27 protein-coding genes and 1 other annotated feature are annotated in these 26,751 nt (G+C 39.8%); of the genes, 10 read left to right on the top strand and 17 right to left on the bottom strand.

Annotation, left to right across the window (positions count from 1 at the left end):
- Positions 1 to 155: 155 nt before the first annotated feature.
- From tal to K5Q58_RS08865, 3 genes are all read left to right on the top strand, one after another.
- Positions 156 to 1,109, top strand: coding sequence for a transaldolase (tal, locus tag K5Q58_RS08855; RefSeq protein WP_220753576.1), 954 nt, complete (start codon positions 156 to 158; stop codon positions 1,107 to 1,109).
- 25 nt (positions 1,110 to 1,134) lie between these two features.
- Positions 1,135 to 2,772: a glucose-6-phosphate isomerase gene (pgi, locus tag K5Q58_RS08860; RefSeq protein ID WP_220753577.1), complete on the top strand. Its 1,638-nt coding sequence runs from the start codon at positions 1,135 to 1,137 to the stop codon at positions 2,770 to 2,772.
- A 199-nt stretch (positions 2,773 to 2,971) separates the two neighbouring features.
- Positions 2,972 to 3,157: a DUF3545 family protein gene (locus tag K5Q58_RS08865; RefSeq protein WP_055025622.1), complete on the top strand. Its 186-nt coding sequence runs from the start codon at positions 2,972 to 2,974 to the stop codon at positions 3,155 to 3,157.
- Positions 3,158 to 3,242: 85 nt separating this feature from the next.
- Here K5Q58_RS08865 and K5Q58_RS08870 read toward each other — a convergent pair whose 3' ends face one another.
- From K5Q58_RS08870 to thrA, 4 genes are all read right to left on the bottom strand, one after another.
- Positions 3,243 to 3,797, bottom strand: a complete 555-nt coding sequence (locus tag K5Q58_RS08870) for a hemerythrin domain-containing protein (RefSeq protein ID WP_259651298.1) — start codon at positions 3,795 to 3,797, stop codon at positions 3,243 to 3,245.
- Positions 3,798 to 3,997: 200 nt separating this feature from the next.
- Positions 3,998 to 5,281 (bottom strand): threonine synthase, encoded by a 1,284-nt coding sequence (gene thrC, locus K5Q58_RS08875; protein ID WP_220753578.1) that lies wholly within the window; start codon positions 5,279 to 5,281, stop codon positions 3,998 to 4,000.
- A gap of 28 nt (positions 5,282 to 5,309) precedes the next feature.
- Positions 5,310 to 6,242: a homoserine kinase gene (gene thrB / locus K5Q58_RS08880; protein ID WP_220753579.1), complete on the bottom strand. Its 933-nt coding sequence runs from the start codon at positions 6,240 to 6,242 to the stop codon at positions 5,310 to 5,312.
- Positions 6,239 to 8,707 (bottom strand): bifunctional aspartate kinase/homoserine dehydrogenase I, encoded by a 2,469-nt coding sequence (gene thrA / locus K5Q58_RS08885; RefSeq protein ID WP_220753580.1) that lies wholly within the window; start codon positions 8,705 to 8,707, stop codon positions 6,239 to 6,241. The genes thrB and thrA overlap by 4 nt, the downstream gene beginning before the upstream one ends.
- Positions 8,708 to 9,397: 690 nt before the next feature.
- Here thrA and slyD point away from each other — a divergent pair.
- Complete coding sequence (gene slyD, locus K5Q58_RS08890; protein WP_220753581.1) at positions 9,398 to 9,955, top strand: peptidylprolyl isomerase; 558 nt, start codon at positions 9,398 to 9,400, stop codon at positions 9,953 to 9,955.
- Between the two features lie 298 nt (positions 9,956 to 10,253).
- Positions 10,254 to 10,643 carry a hypothetical protein gene (locus K5Q58_RS08895; protein WP_220753582.1) on the top strand — a complete coding sequence of 130 codons (390 nt, stop codon included), beginning with the start codon at positions 10,254 to 10,256 and terminating at the stop codon, positions 10,641 to 10,643.
- A gap of 39 nt (positions 10,644 to 10,682) precedes the next feature.
- Here K5Q58_RS08895 and trpR read toward each other — a convergent pair whose 3' ends face one another.
- Entirely contained in the window at positions 10,683 to 10,961 is a 279-nt protein-coding gene (trpR, locus tag K5Q58_RS08900) for a trp operon repressor (RefSeq protein WP_220753583.1), read from the bottom strand.
- 209 nt (positions 10,962 to 11,170) lie between these two features.
- Here trpR and K5Q58_RS08905 point away from each other — a divergent pair, with 209 nt between their 5' ends.
- Positions 11,171 to 11,620: a cytochrome c gene (locus K5Q58_RS08905; RefSeq protein WP_220753584.1), complete on the top strand. Its 450-nt coding sequence runs from the start codon at positions 11,171 to 11,173 to the stop codon at positions 11,618 to 11,620.
- Between the two features lie 178 nt (positions 11,621 to 11,798).
- Here the strand turns inward: K5Q58_RS08905 and K5Q58_RS08910 are convergent, their stop codons facing one another.
- Positions 11,799 to 12,479 carry a cytochrome b/b6 domain-containing protein gene (locus K5Q58_RS08910; RefSeq protein ID WP_220753585.1) on the bottom strand — a complete coding sequence of 227 codons (681 nt, stop codon included), beginning with the start codon at positions 12,477 to 12,479 and terminating at the stop codon, positions 11,799 to 11,801.
- A gap of 593 nt (positions 12,480 to 13,072) precedes the next feature.
- Between K5Q58_RS08910 and hpf the strand changes: the two genes are divergently transcribed.
- Together hpf and K5Q58_RS08920 are read left to right on the top strand one after the other, a co-directional pair.
- Entirely contained in the window at positions 13,073 to 13,426 is a 354-nt protein-coding gene (gene hpf, locus K5Q58_RS08915) for a ribosome hibernation-promoting factor, HPF/YfiA family (protein WP_220753586.1), read from the top strand.
- Positions 13,427 to 13,602: 176 nt separating this feature from the next.
- Positions 13,603 to 13,718: a sequence feature (Phe leader region), on the top strand.
- A gap of 63 nt (positions 13,719 to 13,781) precedes the next feature.
- Positions 13,782 to 15,737 (top strand): chorismate mutase, encoded by a 1,956-nt coding sequence (locus tag K5Q58_RS08920; RefSeq protein ID WP_220753587.1) that lies wholly within the window; start codon positions 13,782 to 13,784, stop codon positions 15,735 to 15,737.
- 99 nt (positions 15,738 to 15,836) lie between these two features.
- On the opposite strand, the gene K5Q58_RS08925 is transcribed toward K5Q58_RS08920, so the two are convergent.
- The 8 genes from K5Q58_RS08925 to ffh all read right to left on the bottom strand — a co-directional run bounded on the left by K5Q58_RS08925 (position 15,837) and on the right by ffh (position 22,286).
- A complete protein-coding gene (locus tag K5Q58_RS08925) occupies positions 15,837 to 16,169 on the bottom strand; it encodes a hypothetical protein (RefSeq protein ID WP_220753588.1) in 333 nt (110 codons plus the stop codon).
- 117 nt (positions 16,170 to 16,286) lie between these two features.
- On the bottom strand, positions 16,287 to 17,426 hold the full coding sequence (tyrA, locus tag K5Q58_RS08930; RefSeq protein WP_220753589.1) for a bifunctional chorismate mutase/prephenate dehydrogenase: 1,140 nt from the start codon (positions 17,424 to 17,426) through the stop codon (positions 16,287 to 16,289).
- A 36-nt stretch (positions 17,427 to 17,462) separates the two neighbouring features.
- Positions 17,463 to 18,536 carry a 3-deoxy-7-phosphoheptulonate synthase gene (locus K5Q58_RS08935; protein ID WP_285165143.1) on the bottom strand — a complete coding sequence of 358 codons (1,074 nt, stop codon included), beginning with the start codon at positions 18,534 to 18,536 and terminating at the stop codon, positions 17,463 to 17,465.
- A 208-nt stretch (positions 18,537 to 18,744) separates the two neighbouring features.
- Positions 18,745 to 19,098 carry a 50S ribosomal protein L19 gene (gene rplS / locus K5Q58_RS08940; RefSeq protein WP_055025610.1) on the bottom strand — a complete coding sequence of 118 codons (354 nt, stop codon included), beginning with the start codon at positions 19,096 to 19,098 and terminating at the stop codon, positions 18,745 to 18,747.
- 34 nt (positions 19,099 to 19,132) lie between these two features.
- Complete coding sequence (gene trmD, locus K5Q58_RS08945; RefSeq protein WP_220753591.1) at positions 19,133 to 19,879, bottom strand: tRNA (guanosine(37)-N1)-methyltransferase TrmD; 747 nt, start codon at positions 19,877 to 19,879, stop codon at positions 19,133 to 19,135.
- A 15-nt stretch (positions 19,880 to 19,894) separates the two neighbouring features.
- Positions 19,895 to 20,425: a ribosome maturation factor RimM gene (rimM, locus tag K5Q58_RS08950; RefSeq protein WP_220753592.1), complete on the bottom strand. Its 531-nt coding sequence runs from the start codon at positions 20,423 to 20,425 to the stop codon at positions 19,895 to 19,897.
- 20 nt (positions 20,426 to 20,445) lie between these two features.
- Complete coding sequence (gene rpsP, locus K5Q58_RS08955; protein ID WP_153914083.1) at positions 20,446 to 20,697, bottom strand: 30S ribosomal protein S16; 252 nt, start codon at positions 20,695 to 20,697, stop codon at positions 20,446 to 20,448.
- 215 nt (positions 20,698 to 20,912) lie between these two features.
- Positions 20,913 to 22,286 carry a signal recognition particle protein gene (gene ffh / locus K5Q58_RS08960; protein WP_153914082.1) on the bottom strand — a complete coding sequence of 458 codons (1,374 nt, stop codon included), beginning with the start codon at positions 22,284 to 22,286 and terminating at the stop codon, positions 20,913 to 20,915.
- 265 nt (positions 22,287 to 22,551) lie between these two features.
- Here ffh and K5Q58_RS08965 point away from each other — a divergent pair, with 265 nt between their 5' ends.
- Positions 22,552 to 23,340 carry an inner membrane protein YpjD gene (locus K5Q58_RS08965; protein ID WP_220753593.1) on the top strand — a complete coding sequence of 263 codons (789 nt, stop codon included), beginning with the start codon at positions 22,552 to 22,554 and terminating at the stop codon, positions 23,338 to 23,340.
- A gap of 113 nt (positions 23,341 to 23,453) precedes the next feature.
- Positions 23,454 to 24,737, top strand: coding sequence for an HlyC/CorC family transporter (locus tag K5Q58_RS08970; RefSeq protein WP_220753594.1), 1,284 nt, complete (start codon positions 23,454 to 23,456; stop codon positions 24,735 to 24,737).
- Positions 24,738 to 24,827: 90 nt separating this feature from the next.
- Here K5Q58_RS08970 and K5Q58_RS08975 read toward each other — a convergent pair whose 3' ends face one another.
- From K5Q58_RS08975 to pdxJ, 3 genes are all read right to left on the bottom strand, one after another.
- On the bottom strand, positions 24,828 to 25,370 hold the full coding sequence (locus K5Q58_RS08975; protein ID WP_220753595.1) for a DUF962 domain-containing protein: 543 nt from the start codon (positions 25,368 to 25,370) through the stop codon (positions 24,828 to 24,830).
- A 202-nt stretch (positions 25,371 to 25,572) separates the two neighbouring features.
- On the bottom strand, positions 25,573 to 25,953 hold the full coding sequence (gene acpS / locus K5Q58_RS08980; protein WP_220753596.1) for a holo-ACP synthase: 381 nt from the start codon (positions 25,951 to 25,953) through the stop codon (positions 25,573 to 25,575).
- Positions 25,953 to 26,690 carry a pyridoxine 5'-phosphate synthase gene (gene pdxJ, locus K5Q58_RS08985; protein WP_220753597.1) on the bottom strand — a complete coding sequence of 246 codons (738 nt, stop codon included), beginning with the start codon at positions 26,688 to 26,690 and terminating at the stop codon, positions 25,953 to 25,955. Before pdxJ ends, acpS begins: the two co-directional genes overlap by 1 nt.
- Between the last annotated feature and the right edge of the window lie 61 nt (positions 26,691 to 26,751).

Below are 26,751 nucleotides of genomic sequence, written 5' to 3' on the forward strand. Positions count from 1 at the left end.
AGAATCAGATATTAAATAACAAGTTTTTCCGTTAAAACGCTCTAAATGGCAATTTTTATGTAATTTTTTTACAAAAATTGTTGGAAAATACAGTAAAATCGCTTCTAATAACCGCACTGAACAAAATAACTTTGTTACTTGAGAGGGAAATTTCCATGGCGAACACGTTAGCTCAACTTAAAGCACTAACAACCATTGTTGCAGACACTGGCGACATCGAAGCAATTAAACGTTACCAACCTGAAGATGCGACCACCAACCCTTCTCTGATCCTAAAAGCAGCACAAATTCCAGAATATGCACCTCTAATTGATGACGCCATTGCATGGGCAAAAGGCCAATCAAGTGATGTTGCACAACAAGTTGAAGATGCTGGCGATAAATTAGCGGTCAATATTGGCGTGGAAATTTTAAAAATTGTTCCTGGCCGTATTTCAACAGAAGTTGACGCACGTCTTTCGTTTGACAAAGCAGGTTCAATTGAAAAAGCGCACAAGCTTATTCAGCTATATAAAGAAGCTGGCATCGATAAATCTCGTATCCTGATTAAACTGGCTTCTACTTGGGAAGGTATTTGCGCAGCAAAGCAATTAGAACAAGAAGGCATTAATTGTAACTTAACTTTATTATTCAGCTTTGCCCAAGCACGCGCGTGTGCTGAAGCTGGCGTTTACCTAATTTCACCATTCGTTGGTCGTATTTTAGATTGGTATAAAAAAGATACAGGCCAAGATTATACAGCAGAAACTGACCCTGGCGTTGTATCAGTGACAGACATTTATGATTACTACAAACGTCATGGATATAGCACTGTCGTTATGGGTGCAAGTTTCCGTAATATCGGTGAAATTATCGAGCTTGCGGGTTGTGACCGTCTTACAATTGGTCCTGCATTACTTGAAGAACTAGCTAACAGTGATGTAGCAATCACGCAAAAGCTTAAGCCTGCAACATCAATCAAAGCTGCGCCAACGCCGCTAACTGAAGCACAGTTCCGCTGGGAATATAACCAAGACCCTATGGCAGTTGATAAACTTGCTGAAGGTATTCGAAACTTTGCCATTGACCAAGGAAAATTAGAGGTCATGTTAAACGAGAAACTTGGCTAAATCCAAATTCAATGGAGTGATTTGCATGACACATTTAACTCAGAGTAATACCTGGCAGCAGTTATCTCAAAATGCAGCAGCATTACCACATATGCGTGAATTATTTGCCCAAAACCCTTCGAGATTTGAGCAATTAAGTGTTAAAGATTGCGGTTTGTTATTAGATTATTCTAAAAACCGAGTTGATGATGAAACCCTAAGCTTACTCTTTAAACTAGCTAAAGAAGCTGATTTAAGTAATAAAATTGCCGCTATGTTTAACGGCGATATTATTAACAATACTGAAGGACGCGCAGTACTGCATACGGCACTTCGCAGTAAGCCTGAGCAAGTCATCATGGCTGAAGGCAATAATATTGTTCCTGAAGTTCAGCAAACTTTAGCTAAGATGGCACAGTTTGTTGAATCAGTACAACAAGGCGAATGGAAAGGCTATACCGGTAAAACCATTACAGACATCGTCAGTATTGGTATTGGCGGCTCTTTCTTAGGTCCTAAGATTGTTTCACAGGCACTTCGACCATACTGGGTTAAAGGTCTAAATTGTCATTTCGTTGCCAATGTTGATGCTAGCTCTATTTGTGAAAAGTTAAAGAATTTAGACGCTGAAACAACCTTATTTGTGATGTCTTCTAAGTCATTTGGCACTCAAGAAACATTAACAAACACCTTAAGCGCAAAAGAGTGGTTTTTAGCAAATGGCGGCTTACAAACTGACGTTGCTAAGCATTTTGTCGCAGTAACTTCAAACGTTGCTAAGGCCACAGAGTTTGGTATTGATGCTACAAACATCTTCCCTATGTGGGACTGGGTTGGCGGCCGTTATTCATTATGGTCAGCAATTGGTTTACCTATCGCGCTTCTTGTGGGAATGGATAACTTCAAGCAATTGCTTGATGGTGCTCACCAAATGGATAACCATTTTGCCAATACACCGCTGGAGCAAAACATGCCTGTCATTATGGGCATGATGTCAGTATTGTACGGCAACTTCCATAATGCTCAGTCACATGTTGTACTGACCTACGATCATTACCTGCGTGGTTTACCAGCTTACTTCCAGCAACTTGATATGGAAAGTAACGGAAAATCGGTCATGTTAGATGGCACTGAAGTCGATTTCAGCACAGGGCCTGTCATTTGGGGCGGTGAAGGCACCAATGGCCAACATGCTTACCATCAGTTATTGCATCAAGGAACTGCATTAATTCCTGCTGATTTCATTATGCCACTGCAAAGTCACAATCCATTAGGCGAGCATCATAATCAACTTGCATCAAACTGCTTTGGCCAAACGCAAGCATTAATGCAAGGCCGAACTTTTGATGAAGCATTAGCAGAGTTATCAGGTAAAGACTTACCTGATTCTGATAAAACGCTTATTTCGCAACATAAAGTGATGACAGGTAATAAACCAAGCAATACGTTATTAATGGATAAACTGACTCCAACTACTTTAGGATCACTCATTGCCCTTTATGAGCATAGAACCTTCGTTCAAGGTGCTATATGGCAAATAAATTCGTTTGACCAATGGGGTGTAGAGTTAGGCAAATTACTTGGAAATGATGTACTGGACCGGATTGGCGCTGAAAGTGCGGCAACTGAGTTAGATTCTTCTAGTAATGCATTAATTAATTTGTATCGACAAGGTCAGATATAAACACTAAAAAAGCCAGCGCAAGCTGGCTTTTTTATTAGCACTTCAATCAACTCGGTAGCACAAATCTCTAAATAGTCCAGTTAACCTTCATTAACTTGTCAGCTCAAGTTAACAAAAATGAAACATAGCTATTGCACAATAGCGAAGAAATATGATACTTATTTGCATAGAGACATCATAATAACAAGGGAGGTTTACCATGGATCGTTTAGACTATGGTGGTGCGCTAGACCAAGTTGTTGAAAGACCAACTCGCTCAAAAAGCTCAAATAAAAAACGTAAATGGCGGGAGATAGAAGCGTTAAAGGACAAACAGCGTCTACTCAAAGAACTTCAAGACATCGATACTAGTTTTGATTTTGATTTTGAAACAATGCCTCTTTAGGTATTAATGACTAATTGAATAGTTATTCAAATTTCAAAATAAAAAAGAGCGCCTTTGGCGCTCTTTTTGTATCTAAAATGTTAAATCACCTTTTATCTACATGTGAAATATGCTCTTTTAACTCTTCGAATATAGTTTCATCATTATCACTAAATAATGGATCTTCAACTAATTGCTTTTCACACTGAGATTTAATCGCTTGCCAATCTTCAGCTTGAAGTTGTTTGGCAAATAAAGGAAACAACTCGGTCTCTTCATATTCCATATGCTTTTGTTGAATTTCTACATAGGCTTGTAGATCTGTGACTAGCTTCTCTCTAGAAATCACTACATCTGATAAAATCAAATTCAAGCTATACATTAAGGCGCCAGAATATTCAGCAAGTCGGCTATGTTCTTCATGCAATTGGGTATTACAAGGACTTGAAAACTTTTTCACAAAGTAATCGTATGTAATGTCTTCTAAAGGGTGATGGCTATGTTCAGCATAGACTTGCATATACTCTACAACGTCTCTTATCAAGGCAAAGTTTACTGCTTCACCTTCTGACAGCTTAATGTTTTTCTTAGCTAATACATCAAGCAAAATAGCAATATGCTTATGATCATTCATAAGCCTTTTCAGTATCATCTTATCCATTATCACCATTCCTTCACGTATAAAGATTAAGCAAACATTGAATATATCCAATCTACACTAGTGCTATTAATGATGTTATGACGAAGATCATAAAATTATAAATTGTCAAAAAAGTGATTTAAAACAATGACGAACAAAATTGCAGTAATAAAAAAGCACCCAAAGGTGCTTTCTATACTCACAAATAGAACGACAAATGATTAGGCGAGTGTTTTAAATAAATGAGCTTTAAGTTGCTCAAAATCCGCATCAAGTTCTGCCGATAAAATAGGTTTATTCACTACGGCTTCAAGTTCTGCAGGCAGTGATAAACTGATATTTAATTGAGCATCGACCACATCTTTGAATTTAGCAGGGTGAGCTGTACCTAAGAATATCCCTGTCTCCCCTTCTTTAAGCTCGTCAGATAACCCTTGAGCGGCAATCGCTGCGTGAGGCTCTGATTGATAACCTAATTGGTATAACTCATTTAGCGCTTTAGCTGTTTGCGCTTCAGTCAATGCTAACCCTGTAATTGAAGATAAAGGCCATTTCATCACTTCACAAATGGCTTCAACACGTGGCCAATTTGAAGGCTCAGAGACATCCATCGCATTAGACATTGTCGCAACAGTGGCATTGGGGGCCCAATCGCCTGCAGATAGGTAACGCGGTACTGTGTCATTTGAATTAGTCGCCGCAATAAAACGCTTAATTGGTAACCCCATAGCCTTAGCAAATAAGCCCGCAGTTAAATTACCAAAATTACCACTCGGTACTGATACTACAATTTCTTCATCACTATTTTGTTTAGCCTGCGCAACAGCTTCAAAGTAATAACAAATCTGCGCTAACAGACGACTTATGTTGATTGAGTTAGCTGAATTTAAATGCAAGCCGTCTCGTACATCGCTGTCATCAAAAGCTTGCTTAACAAGTGTTTGGCAGTCATCAAAATCAGAGGTTACGGCAACAGTGTGAATGTTCTTACCTAAAGTAGTAAACATCTTTTCCTGTAATTCACTGATTTTTCCTTTCGGATACATCACGACTACTTGAACAGACTCTAACCCATAAAATGCATCTGCTACTGCAGCGCCAGTATCACCAGAGGTCGCAGTTAAAATAGTCAGTTTTTTATCGCCAGCAAGTAAGTTGACGCACTGCGCCATAAATCGTGCACCAAAATCTTTAAAAGCTAATGTAGGGCCATGGAATAACTCTAAACAAGCACGTTTGTCATCAGCTTTAACTAATGGTGCGTCAAAGGTAAACGCATTATCAACTAGCTTATCAACATTTTCTTGGCCTATTTCACTTGCTAGCCAAGCGCCTAAAATACGTTTACTACGTTCAGCAAAAGGAAGATCAAGCAGCTCATCCATATTATCTAACACTGGTATAGACTTAGGAAAAAACAAACCGCGATCTTTACCTAATCCTAACTGCACTGCTTCGCTGAAACTCACCACTTGTGATGGATGCTTTAAATTATATAATTCCATTTTTAATGCCTTAATAAAGTAATTCAGTTTAAACCCGACGAGTACCAGACTCATCCAGCTTACAGACGTGGGCAAAACCACCAGCCTGAGATAAATAGTGTTGCTCTAACCATAATTGAGCTGCTTGTGCTGTTTCAAGTGAGTCAGTAATAGAAAATAGCGTTGGACCGCTGCCAGAAATACCAGTGGTTAACATGCCAATTCTTTCAAGTTCGTCACGAGCATTTGTATAACCCGGTATAGCTGCTGCTCGATAAGGCTCAGCCATAACATCTTTCAGTACAGATATCGCAAGCTCTGCATCTTGCTGATAGCTGGCGTGAACAAATGCACTTAAATGACGCGCAAAATCAATTGCCACCGACTTGTCATATTGACTCGGTAACAGCTCACGCATTTTTGCGGTCGACAATGAAATACCTGGGTAAGCCACAACCCAATACCATTGCTTGAAGCTTGGAATGGCTGCGCACACTTGTTTAGGGGTATTTAGCATTAGCTGCATACCGCCCAAGTAACATGGCGCGACATTATCAAAATGCACACTACCAGAAATCATGCCCTCAAACTCGCCCATTAGGAGTAACAAAGCTTGCTCATCAAATGGTTGCTCAAAGTGTTCGTTGAGTGCGTAAAGCGCGGCGACTACCGAGCTTGCACTCGAACCTAAGCCGCTGCCAACAGGTAAGTTTTTCTCTAGCCCAATAGCAACACCTTGGCTGCTATTAAGCTTTTCTAGGAAAAACTCAGCACATTGATAAACAATATTTTGCTTACCATCTTCAGGTAATTTATGAGCCCACGGGCCAGATTGTGAATAATGTACGCCGCTATCTGCTGCTTCAATCATTACTCTATCACCTAATAAGCTGCCATCAATTGGCGCTAACGCTGCGCCAAGTAAATCGTAGCCTACACCGACATTTCCCATTGAGGCTGGGGCATAAACCGTTATGCTCATAATCCTACCTCACGAGTCCAATTAAGTGTTCTTAATACATCAGCAAATGCGCCAGCTGCGGTCACATCAGTACCTGCGCCGTAGCCTCTTAATACAAATGGAATTGGTTGATAGTAACGACTGTAAAACGCTAATGCATTCTCGCCACCTTTAACACTGTATAAAGGGTCGCTTGCATCAACTTCAGCAATGCGCACATAACACTTGCCAGACTCAATTTGTCCTACATAACGCAGCACTTTACCTTCAGCTTTGGCAGCTTCGACTCGAGCGCTAACTTCAGCATCAAGTTTTGGTAAATTAGCCATAAAGGTATCAATGTCACCAGAGTCATCAAATGAGCTAGGTAAAACTGACTCAACGTTAATGTCTTCAAGCTCTAATTCCATGCCAACTTCACGGGCTAAGATCAGCACTTTACGCGCGACATCCATACCACTTAAGTCTTCACGAGGATCCGGTTCAGTAAAGCACTTTTCACGGGCTATCGATGTTGCAGCAGATAAGCTCATCCCTTCATCTAACATACCAAAGATATAAGAGAGTGAACCCGATAAAATACCATTGAAACGTTGAAGCTTATCACCTGCATAAAGTAACTTTTTCAAGTTATCAATTACCGGAAGGCCAGCACCTACAGTTGTTTCATATAAAAACTGACGACGTTGCAATAGCGCAGTGCTGCGAAGCTGCTGATAATATTGATAATCGCGGGTATTAGCTTTCTTATTAGGCGTAACAACATGAAACCCTGAGTTCATCGCATCAACGTATCGGTCTGACACCAATTCACTTGAAGTACAGTCAACGAGTACGGGGTTCAACAACTGTTGTTCCTTACCCCATGCAAATAACTCTGTTAAATCATATTGCATATCACAATCTGCGAGCAATGCCTGCCAATTAGCTAAATCGACTCCATCACTGTTAAGCAGCATTTTGCGTGAATTTGCTACACCACATACTCTCATGGTGATATGTTGTTCTTTCAGCATTGCAGCTTGTTGTTTGATTTGCTCTAACAATCCTGCACCTACATTACCTGCACCAACTAAAAACACATCAAGGTATTGCTGCACATCAAAGAAAGCTTGATGACAGGCACTGATCGCATGTTTTGTTTTACGCTGTTGAATAACAGTTGAAATAGAACGTTCTGACGAACCTTGTGCAATCGCAACAATATTGACACTCGCTTTAGCTAAAGCACTAAAGAACTTAGCTGCTGCGCCTTTATGAGTTTTCATTCCATCGCCAATTAACGACACAATAGCTAAGTCTTGTCTTAACTCAATAGGCTCTAATAGCTCGGACTGAATCTCTAATTCAAATTCAAGTTCAAGTGCTTGCTTAGCTTTTTCAGCTTCGTCAGTGTTAACACAGAAGCTAATACTGTATTCAGATGAACTTTGAGTAATTAACGAGACTGAAATTCCGCTTCTTGAAATAGCTTCCAATGTGCGACTTGCCATACCAACCATACCTTTCATGCCAGGGCCTGAAATATTAAACATGGTTTGATTATCAAGATTAGAAATCGCTTTAACTTGTAGGCCAGTTTTGTCCACTTCATTGGATACTAAAGTACCTGGTGCTGAAGGATTAAAGCTGTTTTTGATGTAGCAAGGTATATGATACTGCGCAATAGGTGCAATCGTTTTAGGATGCAGCACTTTAGCACCAAAATATGACAGTTCCATCGCTTCTTGATAGCTAAGTTGCTCTAAAAGCTTTGCATCAGTTACAACACGTGGATCGGTGTTATAAACACCATCAACATCAGTCCAAATCTCACAGCTAGACGCATCTAAACAAGCAGCTAAAACTGCCGCTGAGTAGTCAGAGCCATTACGCCCTAACGTCACTGTTTTACCTTGCTCGTTGGCTGCGGTAAAACCTGGCATTATCCACACTCTTGCTTCATTTAATGCGAGTGCTGCAAAACGCGGTTTACTGACACTGATATCAACCACTGACTCTAAGGCTTTACCATGGGCTACAAATAACTGAGTTGGATCGAACTGAGCTGCCGTAAGTGATTTAGCCAGCATCACTTGTTCCATTAACGCAGCAGATAAGCGCTCACCAGATACAACGACTTGTGCCTGTACATGATCAGGACATTCATTAAGTAACTTAATACCTGTAAGTTTATCGTTCCAATCAACAAGCTGTGCAGCAAGCTTTGCCTCTAATAAACTTTTCTGTTGTGCCGATATTAATTGCTCGGCAGCATGTTCAAACAAGCCATTAAATACCGTTTCAATATGGCTTATTACTGCTGAATAGTCCTCACCACGCTGCGCTAAATCAACAAGTTCAAGCAATCCGTTGGTCACAGTGGCTGGGGCTGATAATACTGTGGCAATCGATTCAGATTTTGCTGATTGCTCGATGATGTCCGCAGCCATTAAGAAACGTTGCCAGTTGGCTAACGAGGTCCCACCAAATTTCATTACTTTCATTTTCTACTCCCTTGACTCGCTAGCGCTAAGTTAAATTTTAAATCGAAATATTTTAAAGCCTGAAAACAAAAAGCCCGCTTCTTTGTGGGAAGCGGGCTTGTTGTAAAAATTCTTTAGGGTGTACTCAGCCCGCCCCCACAATGTTAATTGTGGTGGTTGTAATAATGGTAGCTACAACATGGAACTGGATTTTCATTATGACACTCGACTAATTTTTATGTGTTTGTTTTGAATTAATAATAGAATTGCTTTTTTACGTGTCTGTTGTCAACCCTTAACTATAGCTTTATTTAAAAGCACATATTCCACATCAGTCTAAAATAGCGATTAGAACAATCAAACATCATATTTTATACAATATATACCAGACGAAAAGGCTATTATGGATGTTTACGTTAACGTAACACCAAAAACCCAAGTTAATTAAAATTCATATAAAACATAAACCTAAACAGCCACAAGCTTAAATATAAATCACTAACCAATAATTGTTGGGCTTACACCTTATAAAAACATCCAACCTCGACAAACAACCAGTTTTATCAATCTCAGCTATGTTATCCAAGATGAAATTGATTCATCTAACTGAATTTACAAAACATGTGATTGAATAAGCAAAAGCTGATACTGATCATTCCCCCCTACTATAAAAAGTATTATCATGCGGCCACATTATGAATTGGAGTCGTTATGAAAATCACAAAACATTCAGCAGTGACTATTCACTACCGTTTAACAGACCAAGATGGCCAACTTATTGAAAGCTCATTTGAAGCAGAGCCTATGGCATATCTTCATGGTACTGAGGGCCTAATTCCAGGCTTAGAAAGTGAACTTGAAGGCAAAGTCATTGGTGATAAGTTTGATGCCAACATACCTACTGAGCAAGCATATGGTGAATACCATGAAGGCCTTAAGCAAGAAGTGCCTTTAGAAGCATTCGGTGATGTAGAAGATATCGTTCCGGGTATGCGTTTTATTGCTGAAACCGAAATGGGCCAACGTCCAGTTCAAGTCACTGAAGTGAAAGATACTGTTGTTGTCGTTGATGGCAATCACCCTTTAGCAGGTCAAGCATTAAATTTTAGTGTTGAAGTGATGGACGTGCGCGAAGCGACAGCTGAAGAAATCGCTCACGGCCATATTCATGCTGCTGGTGGTTGTGGACACGATCATGCTCACGAAAATGAGCAATGTGATACAGAAAAACCAGGTTGTGATGGTAATGGCGGCTGTGGTTGCCATTAATTAGAGTCAAATAACTAAGCTCATTATGCTTATTTCAATGAGTTAGCTATATAACCCTAAACCTAAAGTTTGAATTCAAAGATACGTTAGCCAATAAATTGGGTAACGTATTTTTTTTGCGTTATTATTCATATTAGTTAAAGAGCATTTACAAAACTAAATATGAATTAACTGACTATGATTAAATTTGGAAACGCATTTAATGGGTCAGGTGTTTAGTAACGGTAGGGAATTGCTGAGGTCATAGACTTAACCTGAAAAAACCTACCCATGATTAATCACAAGCGACGGAGTGCTTATGTTAATTAAACCGATTTATGAAATCTTGCCCCTTACATACATGATTGTAGGAGCGGGAAGTGTTGCACTGCTGAAAGAGCCATACGCCATATTAGCTTCATTGTTGGTGTTTTTTTATGGTGCTCATATCTGGAACCAACGTTCTAAAAACCGCAGAACAGACCGCAAAAGAAAACGTATTGATGGGATACTTCCCGAGTCTATATATGGGTATCTGCCTTTTATCTACATCATGTCAGCAGGATTAATTTTCCGCTTTCTACCAAAAGACTCTGGTGTAGTGATATCGATATGCCTATTTACCTATGGTGCTTACGTTCTATTACGCAGAATAAGCTATCGTCACCATAAAATTCCGACGGTACAAACCAAGGCCAAATTTAACTAACAAACTTAGACTCACCGTCTAAATTTTAGATTGATTTCATTAATCCAGCAGTAATTGCTGGATTTTTTGCTTCTGTGCAGGTTGCATGTTTTTTAAGTAATTTGAACAGCGAGTGATCGTTGCGATACTAACTTGATAATCAGCTGAAATTTGGCGCTGACTCAAGTCGCCTTCCAATAGCAATTGAAAAACCTTCAAACGACCTGCGACCGCACTGCGTTCTTCCTCTGTCAGTAATAGTTGAAATAAAATGCCTAATTCATCAGAGTTCGGATAACTCAACACCTTCTCGACAACACAATCCCAATCAGCTCGCATAACACTCTCTTTTAGTAATGCCTCAACAGTACAAAGTGTACCAATAATTCACACCTAGCAAAAAGTAAATTTGTAATTTATTTCGTTGTTAGCTGTTTTTGTCACTTTACTTACAAATAGACACAAACAAGTCTCGCACTCAGTTCAAATTTATGTGTAAAATGTGACTTAAACCACTAGCCATATAATTAGAAAATAAGAGAAAACTTATGAAAAGCATAATTTTTGCAATTGCTGCGAGCGCATTACTTATCCCTACTGTAAATGCACATAACTTTGAAGATACTGATGATGCGATTGATTATCGTAAATCTGGTTTCAGCCTGATCCGCTACCAGTTTGGTGATATGGGTGCGATGTTGAAAGGGAAAAAGGATTTTGACTTAAACGTGTTCCAAACACGTGCAGCAAACCTTGCCGCTCTTTCTAAGATCCCTCATGAAGGCTTTATCGACGGGTCTGACAAAGGTAACACTGAAGCTCTTGCAAAAATATGGAGCAATAAAGCTGACTTTGACGAAAAAATGACTACGTTCCAAGAAAATGCAGCTAAATTAAATATTGCAGCGCAAACCGGTGACAAAAAGCAAATAAAACAAGCTTTTGGGAATACTGGCAAAAGCTGTAAAGGTTGCCATGATATGTACAAAAAAGACTAATCATTATCTCTAGCTTCGGTGATTCGGTGATTCGGTGATTCGATAGATGATGTAGTAACCAATAAAAAGCCCACATTAAAGTGGGCTTTTTTAGACTTTGAAAATGCTGTTCTAGTTAATTGACTAACCGCTATACAAACACTGGACTATTAATAACTAAAGTTACGCCACTTAATCATTATAGGTACGCTACAATAGGCGCAATTAACCAATAACCAACCACCAAACCAATTAATGCAACAATCATCATTGCTATCAGTGATGAAGTCATTTTGGGTTCTTTAGAAAGCATTTTGTATTCTTCATCAGTTAATTTTTTATTTCCAGAAATCATCGCCGTCACCAAGTTATTCCCCTTTATTGCATAAAGCAAAATGACCGAAACATGCAAAATAATACAGCCTAGAATGACATTGAAGTTAACTTTATGCAGCCAGGTAAACCAAGCTCCAAGATCAGATGAAACCATTGAATACAATGGACCTTCAGTAAAAATATCATCACTAGAAAATAAGCCACTAAGTAATTGTAAACTCAACACGGTTAGCATAAATAGCACCATGTAACCGCCTAATGGATTATGACCGACTACTGTTGATGAGTGCTTTCCCGTCAGGTAATTCAGTACTTTTTTGGGGCCAGCTACAAAATCAGTAAAGCGAGAAGTCTCGCTGCCAACAATTCCCCATAAAAGTCTTGAAATCACTAACACCATCAGACTATAAGCGCATATTTGATGCCACTCCATTTCTCCACTATCAGCAGTCCACCAAAGTGAAACTAACAAGCCAACAGTGAGCCAATGAAATAAACGAGTGGGTATATCCCATACCTTAATTTTTTTTTGTTCTATACTCATATAATTCACCGTAAATACTATTAATGTGTAAATAATCGATAGTGTTTACTCTGTTCGATTATAAAGGCACTAAACTCACCCTGATAGATTAGAAACGTAAAGAAAGGTAAGTTATGTGCGGTAATTTCGCAGTTTTTAACAAGCTATGCCTTTTACGACAATTTATTTCACGGCGATATAATCGAAAAGTTTTAGATCAAGATCAAGCAAATTATGAGTTTAAATTGATATGAGATTTGTAAGCGAGTTTGCATTCAATCCACAAGCGTTAACTTTTTCGATAAAGAGATTATTCAAACACTAGCAAAGAAGGACAAACAGGAAGATTTAGATGTATTGGAAGCTTAATAATCTGTGCAAATTTTAAGCATGATTAACAGAAGTTTATAAATCACATACATTGTTATCCATTCCAATATGAGCCTAATAAAAAGAGATTACAAGGATTTTTGGTGACTTTTTTATCCATTTTGTCTAAGCGATCAAATATGAATCAAACAGACTAAAACACCCACCAAAATGTGATTTAGATCACAATTTTTGTCTGTGAGCTTGGTAATCTGAATTTAAGCAAACAACAGAAGGTTCGAAATATGCTGAAAATCACTAGCAAGCAACTTGAAGTCACTGCACTAATTCTTGAACGCATCGAAGGACAATTTGAAAAACTAGCACGACACGATATTCAACTAATAAACCCACACGTTATCATTACTCAGGAAAAGCAGAACTTTAAGATCGAGTCTTCTGTAGGCTTGCCAAGTGGAGAACTATTTGCCCAGGCGAAAAACGAGAACCTTTACGCAGCAATTACTGCAATGGGTAAAAAGCTGGAGAAACAGCTAAATCGCCTGACTCATAAGCCCCAAGCTCAACGTCACGTTTCGCCAACAGCTGAAACGGATAATGATTTTGAGTATGACTATAAGGAGGAAACCGCAGCTTGACGATTTATTTAACGTTTAACCAAGAGCGCATCCTCGGGTGCGCTTTTTAATGCTCAAATTTTGTCAGATAAGTCTTTATCATTCCCATAACCTTGCCATACGAAAGATTATGAGCAATCTTCAGCATAATTTGATTGACACTTTCCCTTCATCCCTTTAGTTTTAATGAGATGAACAAATTTACCTATATCGATTTTATTTTCTTTTTTATGCAGCCCCCATATTGAGGCGGAATTTTTGTGTAAAAACGAAAATGAAATATAAAGCCTCCCACTTGGGGGGCTTTTTATTATTAATTTTTAAATGCTATCTGTTAAACAGGTATGTCAGCTAAGCAGTCGTCATTGAGGCAAATATGAACAAAGCGCCAGAGTTAAACCAAACCCGCAAACAAATCACCGCCTTAGATAAAGAACTGCTTTCCTTATTGTCTAAACGTCGTAATTTAAGCTTAGATGTTGCTCGCAGCAAAGAAGTCGATGTAAGACCTATACGCGATACTCAAAGAGAAAAAGAATTACTCGCTAGATTGGTCGAGCAAGGACGTGAGCACGGTTTAGATGCGCATTTTGTTATTTCTTTATACCAAAGCATTATTGAAGACTCAGTTTTAAATCAACAAGCGTATTTACATGGCAGAGCTAACCCTGAAATACAGCAACAACAATCGACAATTGCTTATCTCGGTGCTCGCGGTTCCTACTCTTATTTAGCTGCTAGTCGTTTTTGTCAGCGCCGCCAAGTAGAGATGGTTGACCTAGGTTGCCAAAGCTTTGATGAAATTATTAAGTCTGTTGAGCTGGGTCATGCTGATTTAGGCTTTCTGCCAATAGAAAATACCTCATCAGGTTCAATCAATGAAGTTTACGATGTACTACAACACACTTCATTGTCTATTGTTGGCGAAACCACTATAGAGGTTGGGCATTGTCTATTAACTAAAGATGGCGCGAGTTTAGATAGCATTAAAACCGTGTTTGCTCATCCCCAGCCAATTAGCCAATGCAGCCATTGGTTATCGCAACACCCTAATCTGACTCTGGCATATTGCTCAAGCAGTGCTGAAGCAATGCAAAAAGTAATTGATGCTGAAGATAACAGTGTTGCGGCTATCGGTAGTGCTGAGGGTGGTGCTCTATACCAGTTAAGCGCTGCTGAAAATGGCTTAGCTAATCAAAAAATTAACCAAAGCCGTTTCATTGTTGTGGCGAGAAAAGCTGTCGCTGTGCCTTCACAACTGCCAGCTAAAACCACCTTAATTATGGCGACAGGGCAAAAACCTGGTGCACTAGTAGAAACCCTTCTAGTGCTCAAAGCACATAACATTAATATGAGTAAACTTGAGTCTCGCCCAATACCAGGAACCCCTTGGGAAGAGATGTTTTATCTAGATGTTGACGCTAATTTAGCAACCAACGAGCTTCAACAGGCATTAAAAGAGTTAGAGCGACTAACACGCTTTATTAAAGTATTAGGTTGCTACCCTTGTGAAACGGTCAAGCCTACTCAATTGAACAATAGCCAATTACTCATTGAACCAATCAGCTCAAAGGAAAAAGTAGAGACGCCATCGCAAGATAACGATGCGCCCAAGTATTCAAAACTATACCGCCAACAAAATACTTTAATTGAGGTTAACCAATTTAACGTAGGCGGCGATGATTTTGCGGCAATGCAGCAATTAACACTGCCGATTAGTACTGATGTATTTGCCACCAAAGTAAAACAGATTAAAGAGTCAGGATTTCAAGCTGTCTTATTGCTCAACCCTACATCTGCAAACTTGAGTACACTGGATATAAAAGGCTATTGCCATTTGATTGCTCAGGCTGGATTAGCAAGCGCGGTGCAGATAGATTCGGTGACTAACTTTAACGAAACCGTGAAAGTCGCTGACATGGTCTATATCGCGGGCAAAGAAATGTACAATGATGAATTGCTCACCATAGCTGGCTCTGTAAGTACCCCTGTATTGTTAGAGCGAAATACCATGGCAAGTACAGCCGATTGGTTAGCATCAGCGAACAAAATACTGACTCAAGGTAACCAACAGCTTATTTTAGTGGAAGCAGGAATTAGAAGCTTTAGTAACCCTGAGCAGCTTGCTTTAGATCTTGCCGGACTCATTGAAATAATATCTGAAAGTCATCTACCAGTGCTAGGTAATACGAGTTACGCCGTCGAAGATAAGCTCATTAACCAACAAGCCAACGCAATCAAGCAACTAGGTTCGAGTGGCTTGATTATTAATGAAAAGCAACTGACATGTTCGGAACAACAAGCTGAGTTATTGCATCAACTTCATCAGTAATTTTTTATATCTCGCTAAAACAAAAAACCGAACTGATGAGTTCGGTTTTTTTATGTTTATTGCAGTTCTCTTTGGTTAAAAATAAGCTCCAGCAAGCACTTAATACATACTGACACTGTCGTTTAAACCTAACCAACCTTTGAAAACCCGATAACTAAACCAGACTAATGCAAATATGAATACCGGTATACTTAACCACAGCTGTGGTAAAAAGTAACCAATCATTAATAACGGCACTAATCCTGTGATACTGTTACGTTGCCAGCGCAAATGAGATGACAATAAAGAGTTAGCAGCAATATTGGTCTGTGAAATATTAATAATTAAACTGAAAAAAACAGGTAAGAAAAATAGCGGAAATGCACTCAATAACGCATATAAAAAATGCCCGAGTGATAAATCTTCTGCAGTATACACCTCTGTCTCTGTCATCAGATTTCACTCCTATTACGTTAAAATTAAGGGAGTTACTTATCGCAACTCCCTTATAACAATAATCCTAGATTGTATATTTCGCAATCTTTTGCAGCGTTAACCCAAAAAATTGCCCTAATTGGTCTTCATATCATTCACTGACTGCAACATAGCGCGACTCTCGTGCTGAAATTGCGGCGCAAAATCACCAAACCATTTAGCAACATCTCTAAATTGCGCGACAAATGCTTCCCTATTACCACTTTTCAGTAAATCTAATGCATCGCGGTAGTTATCAAGGTAATCACTAATAGCCACTTGGCTACCTTCTTGTGCAAAAATAATATCGGCATATAGTTCAGGATCTTGAGCAAATAAACGCCCTACCATGGCAAGTTCAAGTCGATAAATAGGTGAGCTGAACTGTAATAAGCTTTCTATATCAGCTTCTTCTTTGCATAGGTTAACCCCGTAAACAAAGCTTGAGAAATGTCGCATGGCTTGCACTAGTTGCATTGCTTTATCATGACGCTCGGCATCTTCATTAACGATGCGCGCTCCCCAAATAGTAATTTGCTCTAAAAACCATTGGTACTTATCTGAATCTCGGCCATCACACACCACTACAACTTGTTTAGCTAAACTACCTACATCTGGGCCAAACATTGGGTGTAAACCCACTACAGGTCCACTATGCGCTTCTAGCATCGCCTTTAGTGGCTCAGATTTGATTGAGGTAAGGTCGGCTAAGATACATTGTTCAGGTAAATGATTTAACTTGCTACGAATCACCTCACAAGTGACATTGATAGGTACAGTAACAATTACCATACCAGCACCGTCAAATAACTCATCAGCTCGATGCCAATCGTCTTTATCTAAGCTTTTAACTTGATATCCTGAAAGCGTCAGCATTTGACTGAATAAACCACCTAACTGACCTTCACCACCCACAATAACGATATGCCCAAGGTCAGTTTTAACCTGTTTAAAGCCGACATCTTTTTCATTCAGGTAAGATTCGCGCATTAACCGTCTAAGGATGTCCTCAATTAATTGAGGAGAAATATCCATATCACTGGCTTCTTTACGGCGCTTTGCAAGCATCGAGGCTTCACGTTGCGGTGCATAAATCGGCACACCTGCAGCGTGTTTTACCGTACCGACTTGCGCAACAAGGTCGAGACGCTTGCGGAGTAGGTTTAGTAGTTGTTGGTCAACGCCATCTATCAAGTCGCGCAAGTTTTCTAAATCTAATGTGGTTTTTTCATTCATAGCTTATATCCATCTATCGCACGACTTACTCATTAGTTAATCAGCAAAGCGATTCGGTAATATGTTTTTTAATAAATCGGCATTTCGACGTAATAATGACTCTGTTGTTGCCCAATTAATACATGAATCAGTAACAGAAACGCCATATGCAAGTTCTGGTAAAGGCTTATCAGATGATTGATTACCTTCATTCAAATGACTTTCTAACATGACACCAATCACTGAACGATTACCGTTATTTATTTGCTGAAATACATCCTCGCAAACTATGGTCTGTCTTGTATAGTCTTTCGATGAATTACCATGACTACAATCAATGATTAATCGGGCATTGAGCTTAGCATTATGTAACTGCTCTTCGCATGTTGCGACACTTTGTGCATCATAATTCGGTGTTTTACCACCTCGTAAAATCACGTGACCATCTGGGTTACCTGCTGTTTGCAGTAATGATACTTGCCCCTGCTGATTTATCCCCATAAATCTATGGCTACTCGCTGCAGATTTTAATGCATTAATGGCCACATCAAGTTTGCCATCTGTGCCATTTTTGAATCCGACGGGCATAGATAACCCCGAAGCCATTTCACGGTGAGTTTGCGATTCAGTTGTACGTGCACCAATGGCTGACCAAGTAACAAGTTCTGACATATATTGTGGACTAATTGGATCGAGTGCTTCTGTGGCTACAGGTAACTCTAATTCTGCAAGCCAAATCATCAGCTCACGTGCCATTCTTAAGCCTTTTTCTACATCAAATGATTCATTCATATCTGGATCATTGATTAGTCCTTTCCAGCCTACTGTTGTGCGTGGTTTTTCGAAATAGACTCGCATTAAGATGTAAAACTCGCCGCTTAACTCATCATGAAGCTTTTTAAGTTTTAAAGCGTATTCTTTAGCGGCATCGATATCGTGAATAGAGCAAGGACCTGTAACGATTAACACGCGATTATCACGCTTATGCACAATATCGGCCACGGTTTGGCGTGCATCTAAAATATACTGATAAGCATGATCAGATAACGGTAACTCTTTTTTTAACTCAGCTGGGGTCACCAGCACTTTTTCAGAACTAATATGGACGTTATTAATCGTATCTTGTTGCATGCTCATTACTCACTTCTTATCGGTTTATCACTAAACAATACTTTAAAATATTAGTGTAACGCTACACCATTACAAACTTGAGCTAACTATGCCTTTTTCAATGAGTCTTAGCAACCCATAAATACAATTTTCTCCAAATAAACAAAAACCCGCCATATAGGCGGGTTGTTGTGCGAACACTGCATCTAATTTTTCAAGCAGGTAACTATTACTTAGTTGCCAACTTCTCACGGATACGTGCAGATTTACCTGAACGCTCACGTAGGTAGTAAAGCTTAGCACGACGAACACGGCCGCGACGCTTAACTTCGATGCTAGCTACTAGTGGGCTGTGAGTTTGGAAACCACGCTCAACACCTTCGCCATTAGAGATTTTACGTACAGTGAATGCAGAGTGAAGACCACGGTTACGCTTAGCGATTACCACACCTTCAAACGCCTGTAGACGCTCTTTTTCACCTTCTTTAACACGTACTTGAACTACTACTGTATCACCAGCACCAAATTCAGGTACGTCAGTTTTCATTTGCTCATCGTTGAGCATTTTAATGATATTGTTCATAACTTACTCCGTTCTAGGATTAACTGAGCTTCGACTAAACAGGCTTGTCCATGTTTGAAACAAACTCTGCTAAAAGAGTCTTTTGTTCGCCAGTCAGAGCTAGATTTTCAAATAATTCTGGTCGTCTCAAAAAAGTCCTACCAAGACTTTGTTGTAACCGCCAGAGTCTAATTTTTTCGTGGTCACCGCTTAACAACACTGCTGGAACACCGACACCATCTAAGTTTTCAGGGCGAGTATAGTGTGGACAATCCAATAAGCCATCAGAGAAAGAATCTTGCTCTGCTGACGCTTGCTTACCTAGTACACCAGGTACTAACCTTGCAACTGAATCAATAAGAGTCATTGCTGGTAGTTCTCCGCCCGAAAGCACATAATCACCAATCGACCACTCTTCATCAACTTCAGATTGGATGATACGTTCGTCAACACCTTCGTATCGACCACATACCAATACCAAACTAGATGATTTACTTAACTCACTGACGCCTTGCTGATCCAGCTTGCGTCCTTGAGGCGATAAATAAATCACCTTCGCACCGTCACCTGCCGCAGCTTTCGCTGCATGAATAGCATCGCGTAACGGTTGCACCATCATCAACATACCTGGACCACCACCGTAAGGACGGTCATCAACAGTATTATGTCGATCATTCGTAAAATCACGAGGATTCCACGTTTGCAACTCTAACAGGCCGTTTTTAACGGCTCGACCCGTAACTCCAAAGTCTGTAACAGCACGAAACATCTCAGGAAACAGGGTTACTACCCCTAACCACATATGTTGTACCTCGACTTAAAAGTCTGGATCCCAATCCACTAATATCTGTTTACTTTGCACGTTCACCTCTAGGACGAACTGCTCAGGGACAAAGGGGATCATACGTTCCGCTTTGCCGAATGCATCTTTTACGTTAGCTTTAACAAGAAGTACGTCGTTAGATCCTGTTTCCACGATCTGTTCAACTTCCCCCATGTTGTAGCCTTTAGTATTGGTCACAGTACAACCAATCAAGTCTCGCCAGTAGAATTCATCTTCTGACAAGTCTTTAATTTGGTCAGCCTGAATTGCAATCTCACAATTTGTAAGTTGTTGCGCATCCTCACGTGTATCTATACCTTCAAGACAAGCAACAAGTGCTTTCCCTTGAAAACGCCACTGAGCGACTTTTACTTCACGCCATTCGCCTTGTTCTTTAATGAACCAAGGTGAATAATCAAAAATACCTTCAACAGAATCGGTATAAGAAGTGATTTTCATCCAACCTTTAATACCATGACTAGAGCCAATTTTGCCTAGTACGATTGGTTGTTGGTTACTACTCATCTATTTATACCTTAACGCTATTAAGCAACAGCTTTACGAGCGTCTTTGATCAATTTCGCTACGCGTTCTGAAGTTGCTGCACCAGTACCAACCCAGTGATCAACACGATCAAGATCTAAACGTAGAGTTTCTTCTTGGCCTTTAGCTAAAGGATTGAAAAAACCAACACGTTCGATGAAACGACCGTCACGAGCATTGCGGCTATCAGCAACAACGATATTGTAAAATGGACGCTTTTTTGCGCCGCCACGAGCTAAACGAATGGTAACCATGCGTTTTATTCCTCTAATGATTTGCTAGTAAGCAAAAATAAAAACTGGGACTCCGTGTTCGCGAAGGGCCCCAGAGAAAGCCGCAAGATTTTACCTGATTTTTCAACTATTGCAACCAAATCCGTTGTTTTAAAAACCAAAGAGACAATGGCCGCATAGTTGAGAATCAGTCTTACGGACTGAAGTAGATAAATTTTTTGAAGTTTTAAAGCGTATTAACGCCCTGGAAATTTCATTCCAGGAGGCATCATTCCGCCCATGCTACGCATCATTTTCTTCATGCCACCTTTACCTGACATCTTTTTCATCATTTTTTGCATTTGGGTAAACTGCTTCAATAAACGGTTAACGTCTTGAATTTGTGTACCTGAACCTAATGCAATACGGCGCTTACGCGAGCCTTTGATAATGTCAGGACGTTGGCGTTCGCCAGGCGTCATTGAGTTGATGATAGCTTCCATTTGATTGGTCATCTTGCCATCTTGAACTTGAGCTAATGCTTCTGGAGGAAGTTGCCCTACTCCTGGTAACTTTTCAATCATGCCCATCATGCCGCCCATGTTTTTCATTTGCTGCAGTTGTTCACGAAAATCTTCAAGATCGAATCCACCACCAGATTTCACCTTTGAAGCAAGCTTCATGGCCTTATCTTTATCAACGCCACGTTCTACTTCTTCAATCAGTGACAATACGTCACCCATGCCAAGAATTCGTGAAGCGATACGTTCAGGGTGGAAAGGCTCTAACGCATCAGTTTTTTCACCAACACCTAAGAACTTAATTGGTTTTCCAGTAATGTTGCGTATTGATAACGCTGCACCACCACGAGCATCACCATCAACCTTTGTTAAAATAACACCGGTTAAAGGTAACGCTTCGTTAAATGATTTTGCTGTATTAGCCGCATCTTGACCTGTCATAGCATCAACAACAAATAAAGTTTCTACAGGGGTCACAGCCGCATGGAGATCTTTAATCTCATCCATCATGGCTTCGTCAACGTGCAAACGACCTGCCGTATCGACAATAACAACATCAATGAACTTTAATTTCGCGTGTGCAATTGCTGCAGTAGCAATATCAATTGGCTTTTGACTAACATCTGATGGGAAAAACTCGACTTCAACTTCTTCAGCCAAGGTTTCCAATTGCTTAATCGCAGCTGGGCGATAAACATCAGCACTCACAACTAAAACAGATTTTTTCTCACGCTCACGTAAGAATTTCGCAAGTTTTGCAACACTGGTGGTTTTACCCGCACCTTGCAAACCTGCCATCATTAATACTGCTGGAGGCTGACTGGCTAAATCTAATGCTTCATTAGCTTCGCCCATCGCTTTTTCAAGTTCATTTTGGACAATCTTAATGAATGCTTGTCCTGGACTTAAACTTTTAGAGACTTCTTGACCGACTGCACGTTCTTTTACGCTGTTTACAAATTGGCGTACAACGGGCAAAGCAACATCAGCCTCAAGTAGTGCCATGCGCACTTCACGTAAGGTTTCTTTAATGTTGTCTTCGGTTAAGCGACCACGACCACTAATATTCTTGAGGGTTCGTGACAGTCTGTCGGTTAGATTCTCAAACATGCTCTGCTGTTTACCTTAAACGATTCGATAATTGGCGCCTATTATACCCAAACTACTTAAAGATGCGAGATTAGCCTTAAGCCTGACTATTGATGTAGGTCATTATTCGTAAATTATTTGGAGTTAAATGGTGGAAACTGTTAAATTTTGAGTCTTGGGTCACTGCCCTAATGGGTAGGGTTCATGTTAATCTAAGATAAATATAGATGTGCTGATTTTATTTTTAAAAACAACCTGCACTCATAACTTGATAGGTTTATTCCAGATGGTCATTTTTTCAGCTTCGGCTATGTTGTTTTATTGCATTGCACTTGTGCTAGTAACGAGTCGATTATTCCATGCAGAAGGTCCTAATCGTAGATTAGTGGCCATTTTTGCATCAATTGCAGTTGTGCTGCACGGTATCGCACTTTCGCAAACGATTTTCACCGCTGATGGGCAGAACTTTAGTTTAACCAATGTAATATCATTGGTTAACTGGATTATCGCATTCAGCTTTACCATCATCATGCATCGCTTAAAAGTAATTGTGGTGGTCCCAGTGGTTTATGCTTGCTCGGTGATCTCGGTAGCTGTTTTGTGGTTAATTCCACCTCAGTACATTATCCATTTTGATATTCATCCAGAGATTTTAGCCCACATTGTGCTTTCTCTAATGGCATACAGTGCATTAATGATTGCCGCACTTTATGCAATTCAATTGTTGTTGATTCAGAACAAACTCAAAAACAAAAAAGCAATGATGAGCCCTGGCATGCCACCTTTAATGACAGTTGAAAAACAACTTTATCATTTAGTGACTATCGGCATGATTCTACTGACCCTATCCTTAGCCACTGGTTTTATCTTTTTAGAAGATATGTTTGAAGACGGAAAAGGTCACAAAGCTATTTTATCAATCTTAGCTTGGTTAGTTTATGGTGCGATGCTTTGGCAGAACTATGCCATTGGTTGTAGAGTCCGCACTGCTGTTATTTACACATTATCAGGGGCAACATTATTGTCTTTAGCTTATTTTGGCGCTCGAATAGTGACTGAAATCATTTTAAGATAAACTACAAATCTGGCAGGTACCCCCTCTCAGACTTGACACTCATGACGAATGATTGATACTCATCATTCGTCTTTTTTTTACTGTAAATTTTACTAAGTCAACTGGAGCCCTTTTTGGACGCCATTTCTACCAGCACACTTCTTCTCTCTTTACTGGTGTTAATCCTGATCTCAGCCTACTTTTCAGGTTCAGAGACAGCTATGATGACGTTAAATCGCTATCGTCTTCGTCACCTTGCTGCTAGCGGCCATAAGGGTGCGCAACGCGCATTAAAAATGCTTGAAAGACCAGACAGATTGATTGGGTTAATCTTGATTGGCAATAATTTAGTCAACATTTTAGCCTCTGCTATTGCCACAATCATTGGTATGCGCTTGTTTGGTGATGTCGGCGTTGCGATAGCTACCGGCGTGCTGACATTAGTGGTGTTAATTTTTGCAGAAGTCACTCCTAAAACCGTTGCAGCCCTCCACCCTGAACGTATTGCTTTCCCATCGAGTTTTTTACTACGTGGGTTACTTTCAGTATTATGGCCATTAGTTAAGGTCATTAACCTCATCACATCAGGTTTTTTGCGTCTATTAGGTATTAAAAATATCAGCGTCAATGATGCATTAAGTCAGGAAGAGTTGCGTACTGTAGTCCATGAGGCTGGCGCCCTTATTCCACAACGACATCAAGAAATGTTGCTGTCGATCCTCGACTTAGAAAAGGTCACAGTTGAAGATATCATGATCCCTCGCTCCGATATCTATGCAATTAACGTTAATGACGAATTCAAACTGATTAATAAACAAGTTACTCAAAGCCCTCATACTCGCGTATTAGTTTATCGCGATAACATCGATGATGCGGTTGGCTTTATTCATTTACGTGATGCTTTGCGGTTACAGTCTAAGGAAGAGTTTAGTAAATCGTCTCTTCTTCGAGCTGTAAAAGAGCTGTATTTTATTCCCGAAGGCACACCTCTAACGGTTCAACTATCGAACTTTCAACAGAACAAAGAACGCTTTGGCTTAGTAGTTGATGAGTATGGTGATATTCAAGGCTTAGTCACCCTAGAAGATATTCTTGAAGAGATTGTCGGTGACTTTACTACCTCAATGATCACCACTGCCAGTGAAGATATTGATATTCAGCAAGACGGTAGCTTTGTCATTGATGCAACAATTAACATCCGTGATTTGAATAAAGAGATGAAGTGGAACTTTTCAATAGATGGCCCTAAGACGCTCAATGGCTTAATTATTGAATACCTTGAAGATATCCCTGATGCTGGCACAAAGCTAAAAATAGATCATTATGATATAGAAGTGATTGAAGTATCCGACAACATGATCAAGGCCGTCAAAGTTATCCCTGGGCTAATTGAAGAACCTGAAGAAGATACGGATTAGCACAAGCGTGTCTCTATTCAGTATTGATTATTAACATCAAAAAAGGCGCATCATGCGCCTTTTTGTTTACTAATAATGTTAAGTTTAATGCTATGCAGCTTGTTTTCTTTTTGCTTCAAGGGCTCTACGTTTATCACGGGCAATCGGGGTTATCTCTGCCTCTAAAGGTTTGTTTATACCTAGCATAAAATATAACTCTGCCATCAAGAAAAAAGGGCCAATGAGTAATTGATTTAAGTCATCAATAAAAGCGGGTTTAGCTTTTTCATATTTATGACCAATGAACTGAATCACCCAACCAACAAAAAATACCCCTACACCAATAGCCCAAGCACCATTAAGCGTTGCTACCATCGATGATGTAATGAGCACTGGAATAATAAAAATCGTTAATCCCAGCGCTAAACCTTTATGCAAAATGAAGTAATAAATGAGTGTGCCTATAGCAAAAATAGTGGCGATATTAATTTTTAAGCCATCTTCAGCTAAGAATACAAAATTGATTGGTATCAAATTCAGTAACAAAAATACAGACCAAATGATGAGTGGTACGCCTACAAAGTGTGTTCTGATATTTTTAGGATTTAAATGCACACTTTTATAAGTGGCGAGTTGTTCCACAGCCGTTTTCATTAGGAGTCCTTGTTATTTTTATAATGTAACACCCCATTAACTTACCCTATTTCAGCGATGGAGCTCAAGCTCTAGATAAACAACTGTTTGAATCAGGAATAATAAAATACAGTCTAACTGCTGCATACATAGGCTTATAAAGCGCAATAAAAAAGGCGCATAAGCGCCTTTATAATTTTCAAGGGGATAAAGAGCGATAAAACTAAGATTCTATGATGACCGTCGACACTGCATAATGCAGTTCGTCAGCAATAGTAATGTGCGCACAGGTAGCACCCAACTCATTCATTCTCGCTAAAGCACCATCGGTGAAACTTATCTGCGGAGCACCATTATCATTATTGCTGATATGAATGTGCTGAAACGATACACCACGTCCAATCCCAGTCCCAAGCGCTTTAGCAGCCGCTTCTTTCGCTGAATATCGCTTCGCAAGGTAACGATGTGGAACTTTAGATACTTGATAAATATCGAGTTCCACAGCCGTTAATACACGTTTAGCTAATTTATCGCCAAGACGCTCATACTGCGACTCTATTCGCGCTATTTCGACAATATCAGTCCCTAAACCAATTATTGCCATTACTCGCCTCTACGACCTTCTTGCATCAGTTGCTTCATATCTTTTACCGCTACAGCTAAACCATCAATCGCAGCACGAGCAATAACTGCATGACCAATATTCAACTCATATAACTCTGGAATTGCTGCGATAGGCTTTACGTTATGGTAATGCAAACCATGCCCCGCATTAACGATTAAACCTTTTCCATGGGCATACTTTGCCATTTCGGTAATTCGGGCTAATTCTAGTGACTGCTCAGCATCTGTTTTGGCATCAGCATAACAACCTGTATGAATTTCAATATACGGAGCGCCTGAAGCAACGGCGGCATCAATTTGAGTTTTATCAGCATCTATGAATAAAGACACTTTGATACCTTCTGCCGCTAATCGTTTGACAGCTTGAGTTATTTTATCGAGCTGACCAGCAACATCTAAACCGCCTTCTGTCGTCAGTTCTTCACGCTTTTCAGGAACAAGACATGCGTAAGCTGGCTTTACATCACAAGCGATTGAAATCATTTCTTCAGTAACAGCAAACTCAAAGTTCATTCTTGTTTTTAATGTTTTAGCGAGTAAATAAACATCGCGGTCAACAATGTGTCTGCGGTCTTCACGTAAATGGATAGTAATACCATCAGCGCCTGCGTGCTCTGCCACTGCTGCTGCATGAACAGGATCGGGGTATTCAGTACCACGAGCCTGACGTAAAGTGGCAATATGGTCGATGTTAATTCCTAATAAAATTCCACTCACTGTGGGCTCCTTTATATTTTTATCGCCTGATGTCAGTTTTGACATCAATACTCAATTAGTT

It is taken from the genome of Shewanella sp. KT0246 (genome assembly GCF_019654955.1).
GTDB classification, from domain to species: Bacteria; Pseudomonadota; Gammaproteobacteria; order Enterobacterales; family Shewanellaceae; genus Shewanella; species Shewanella goraebulensis.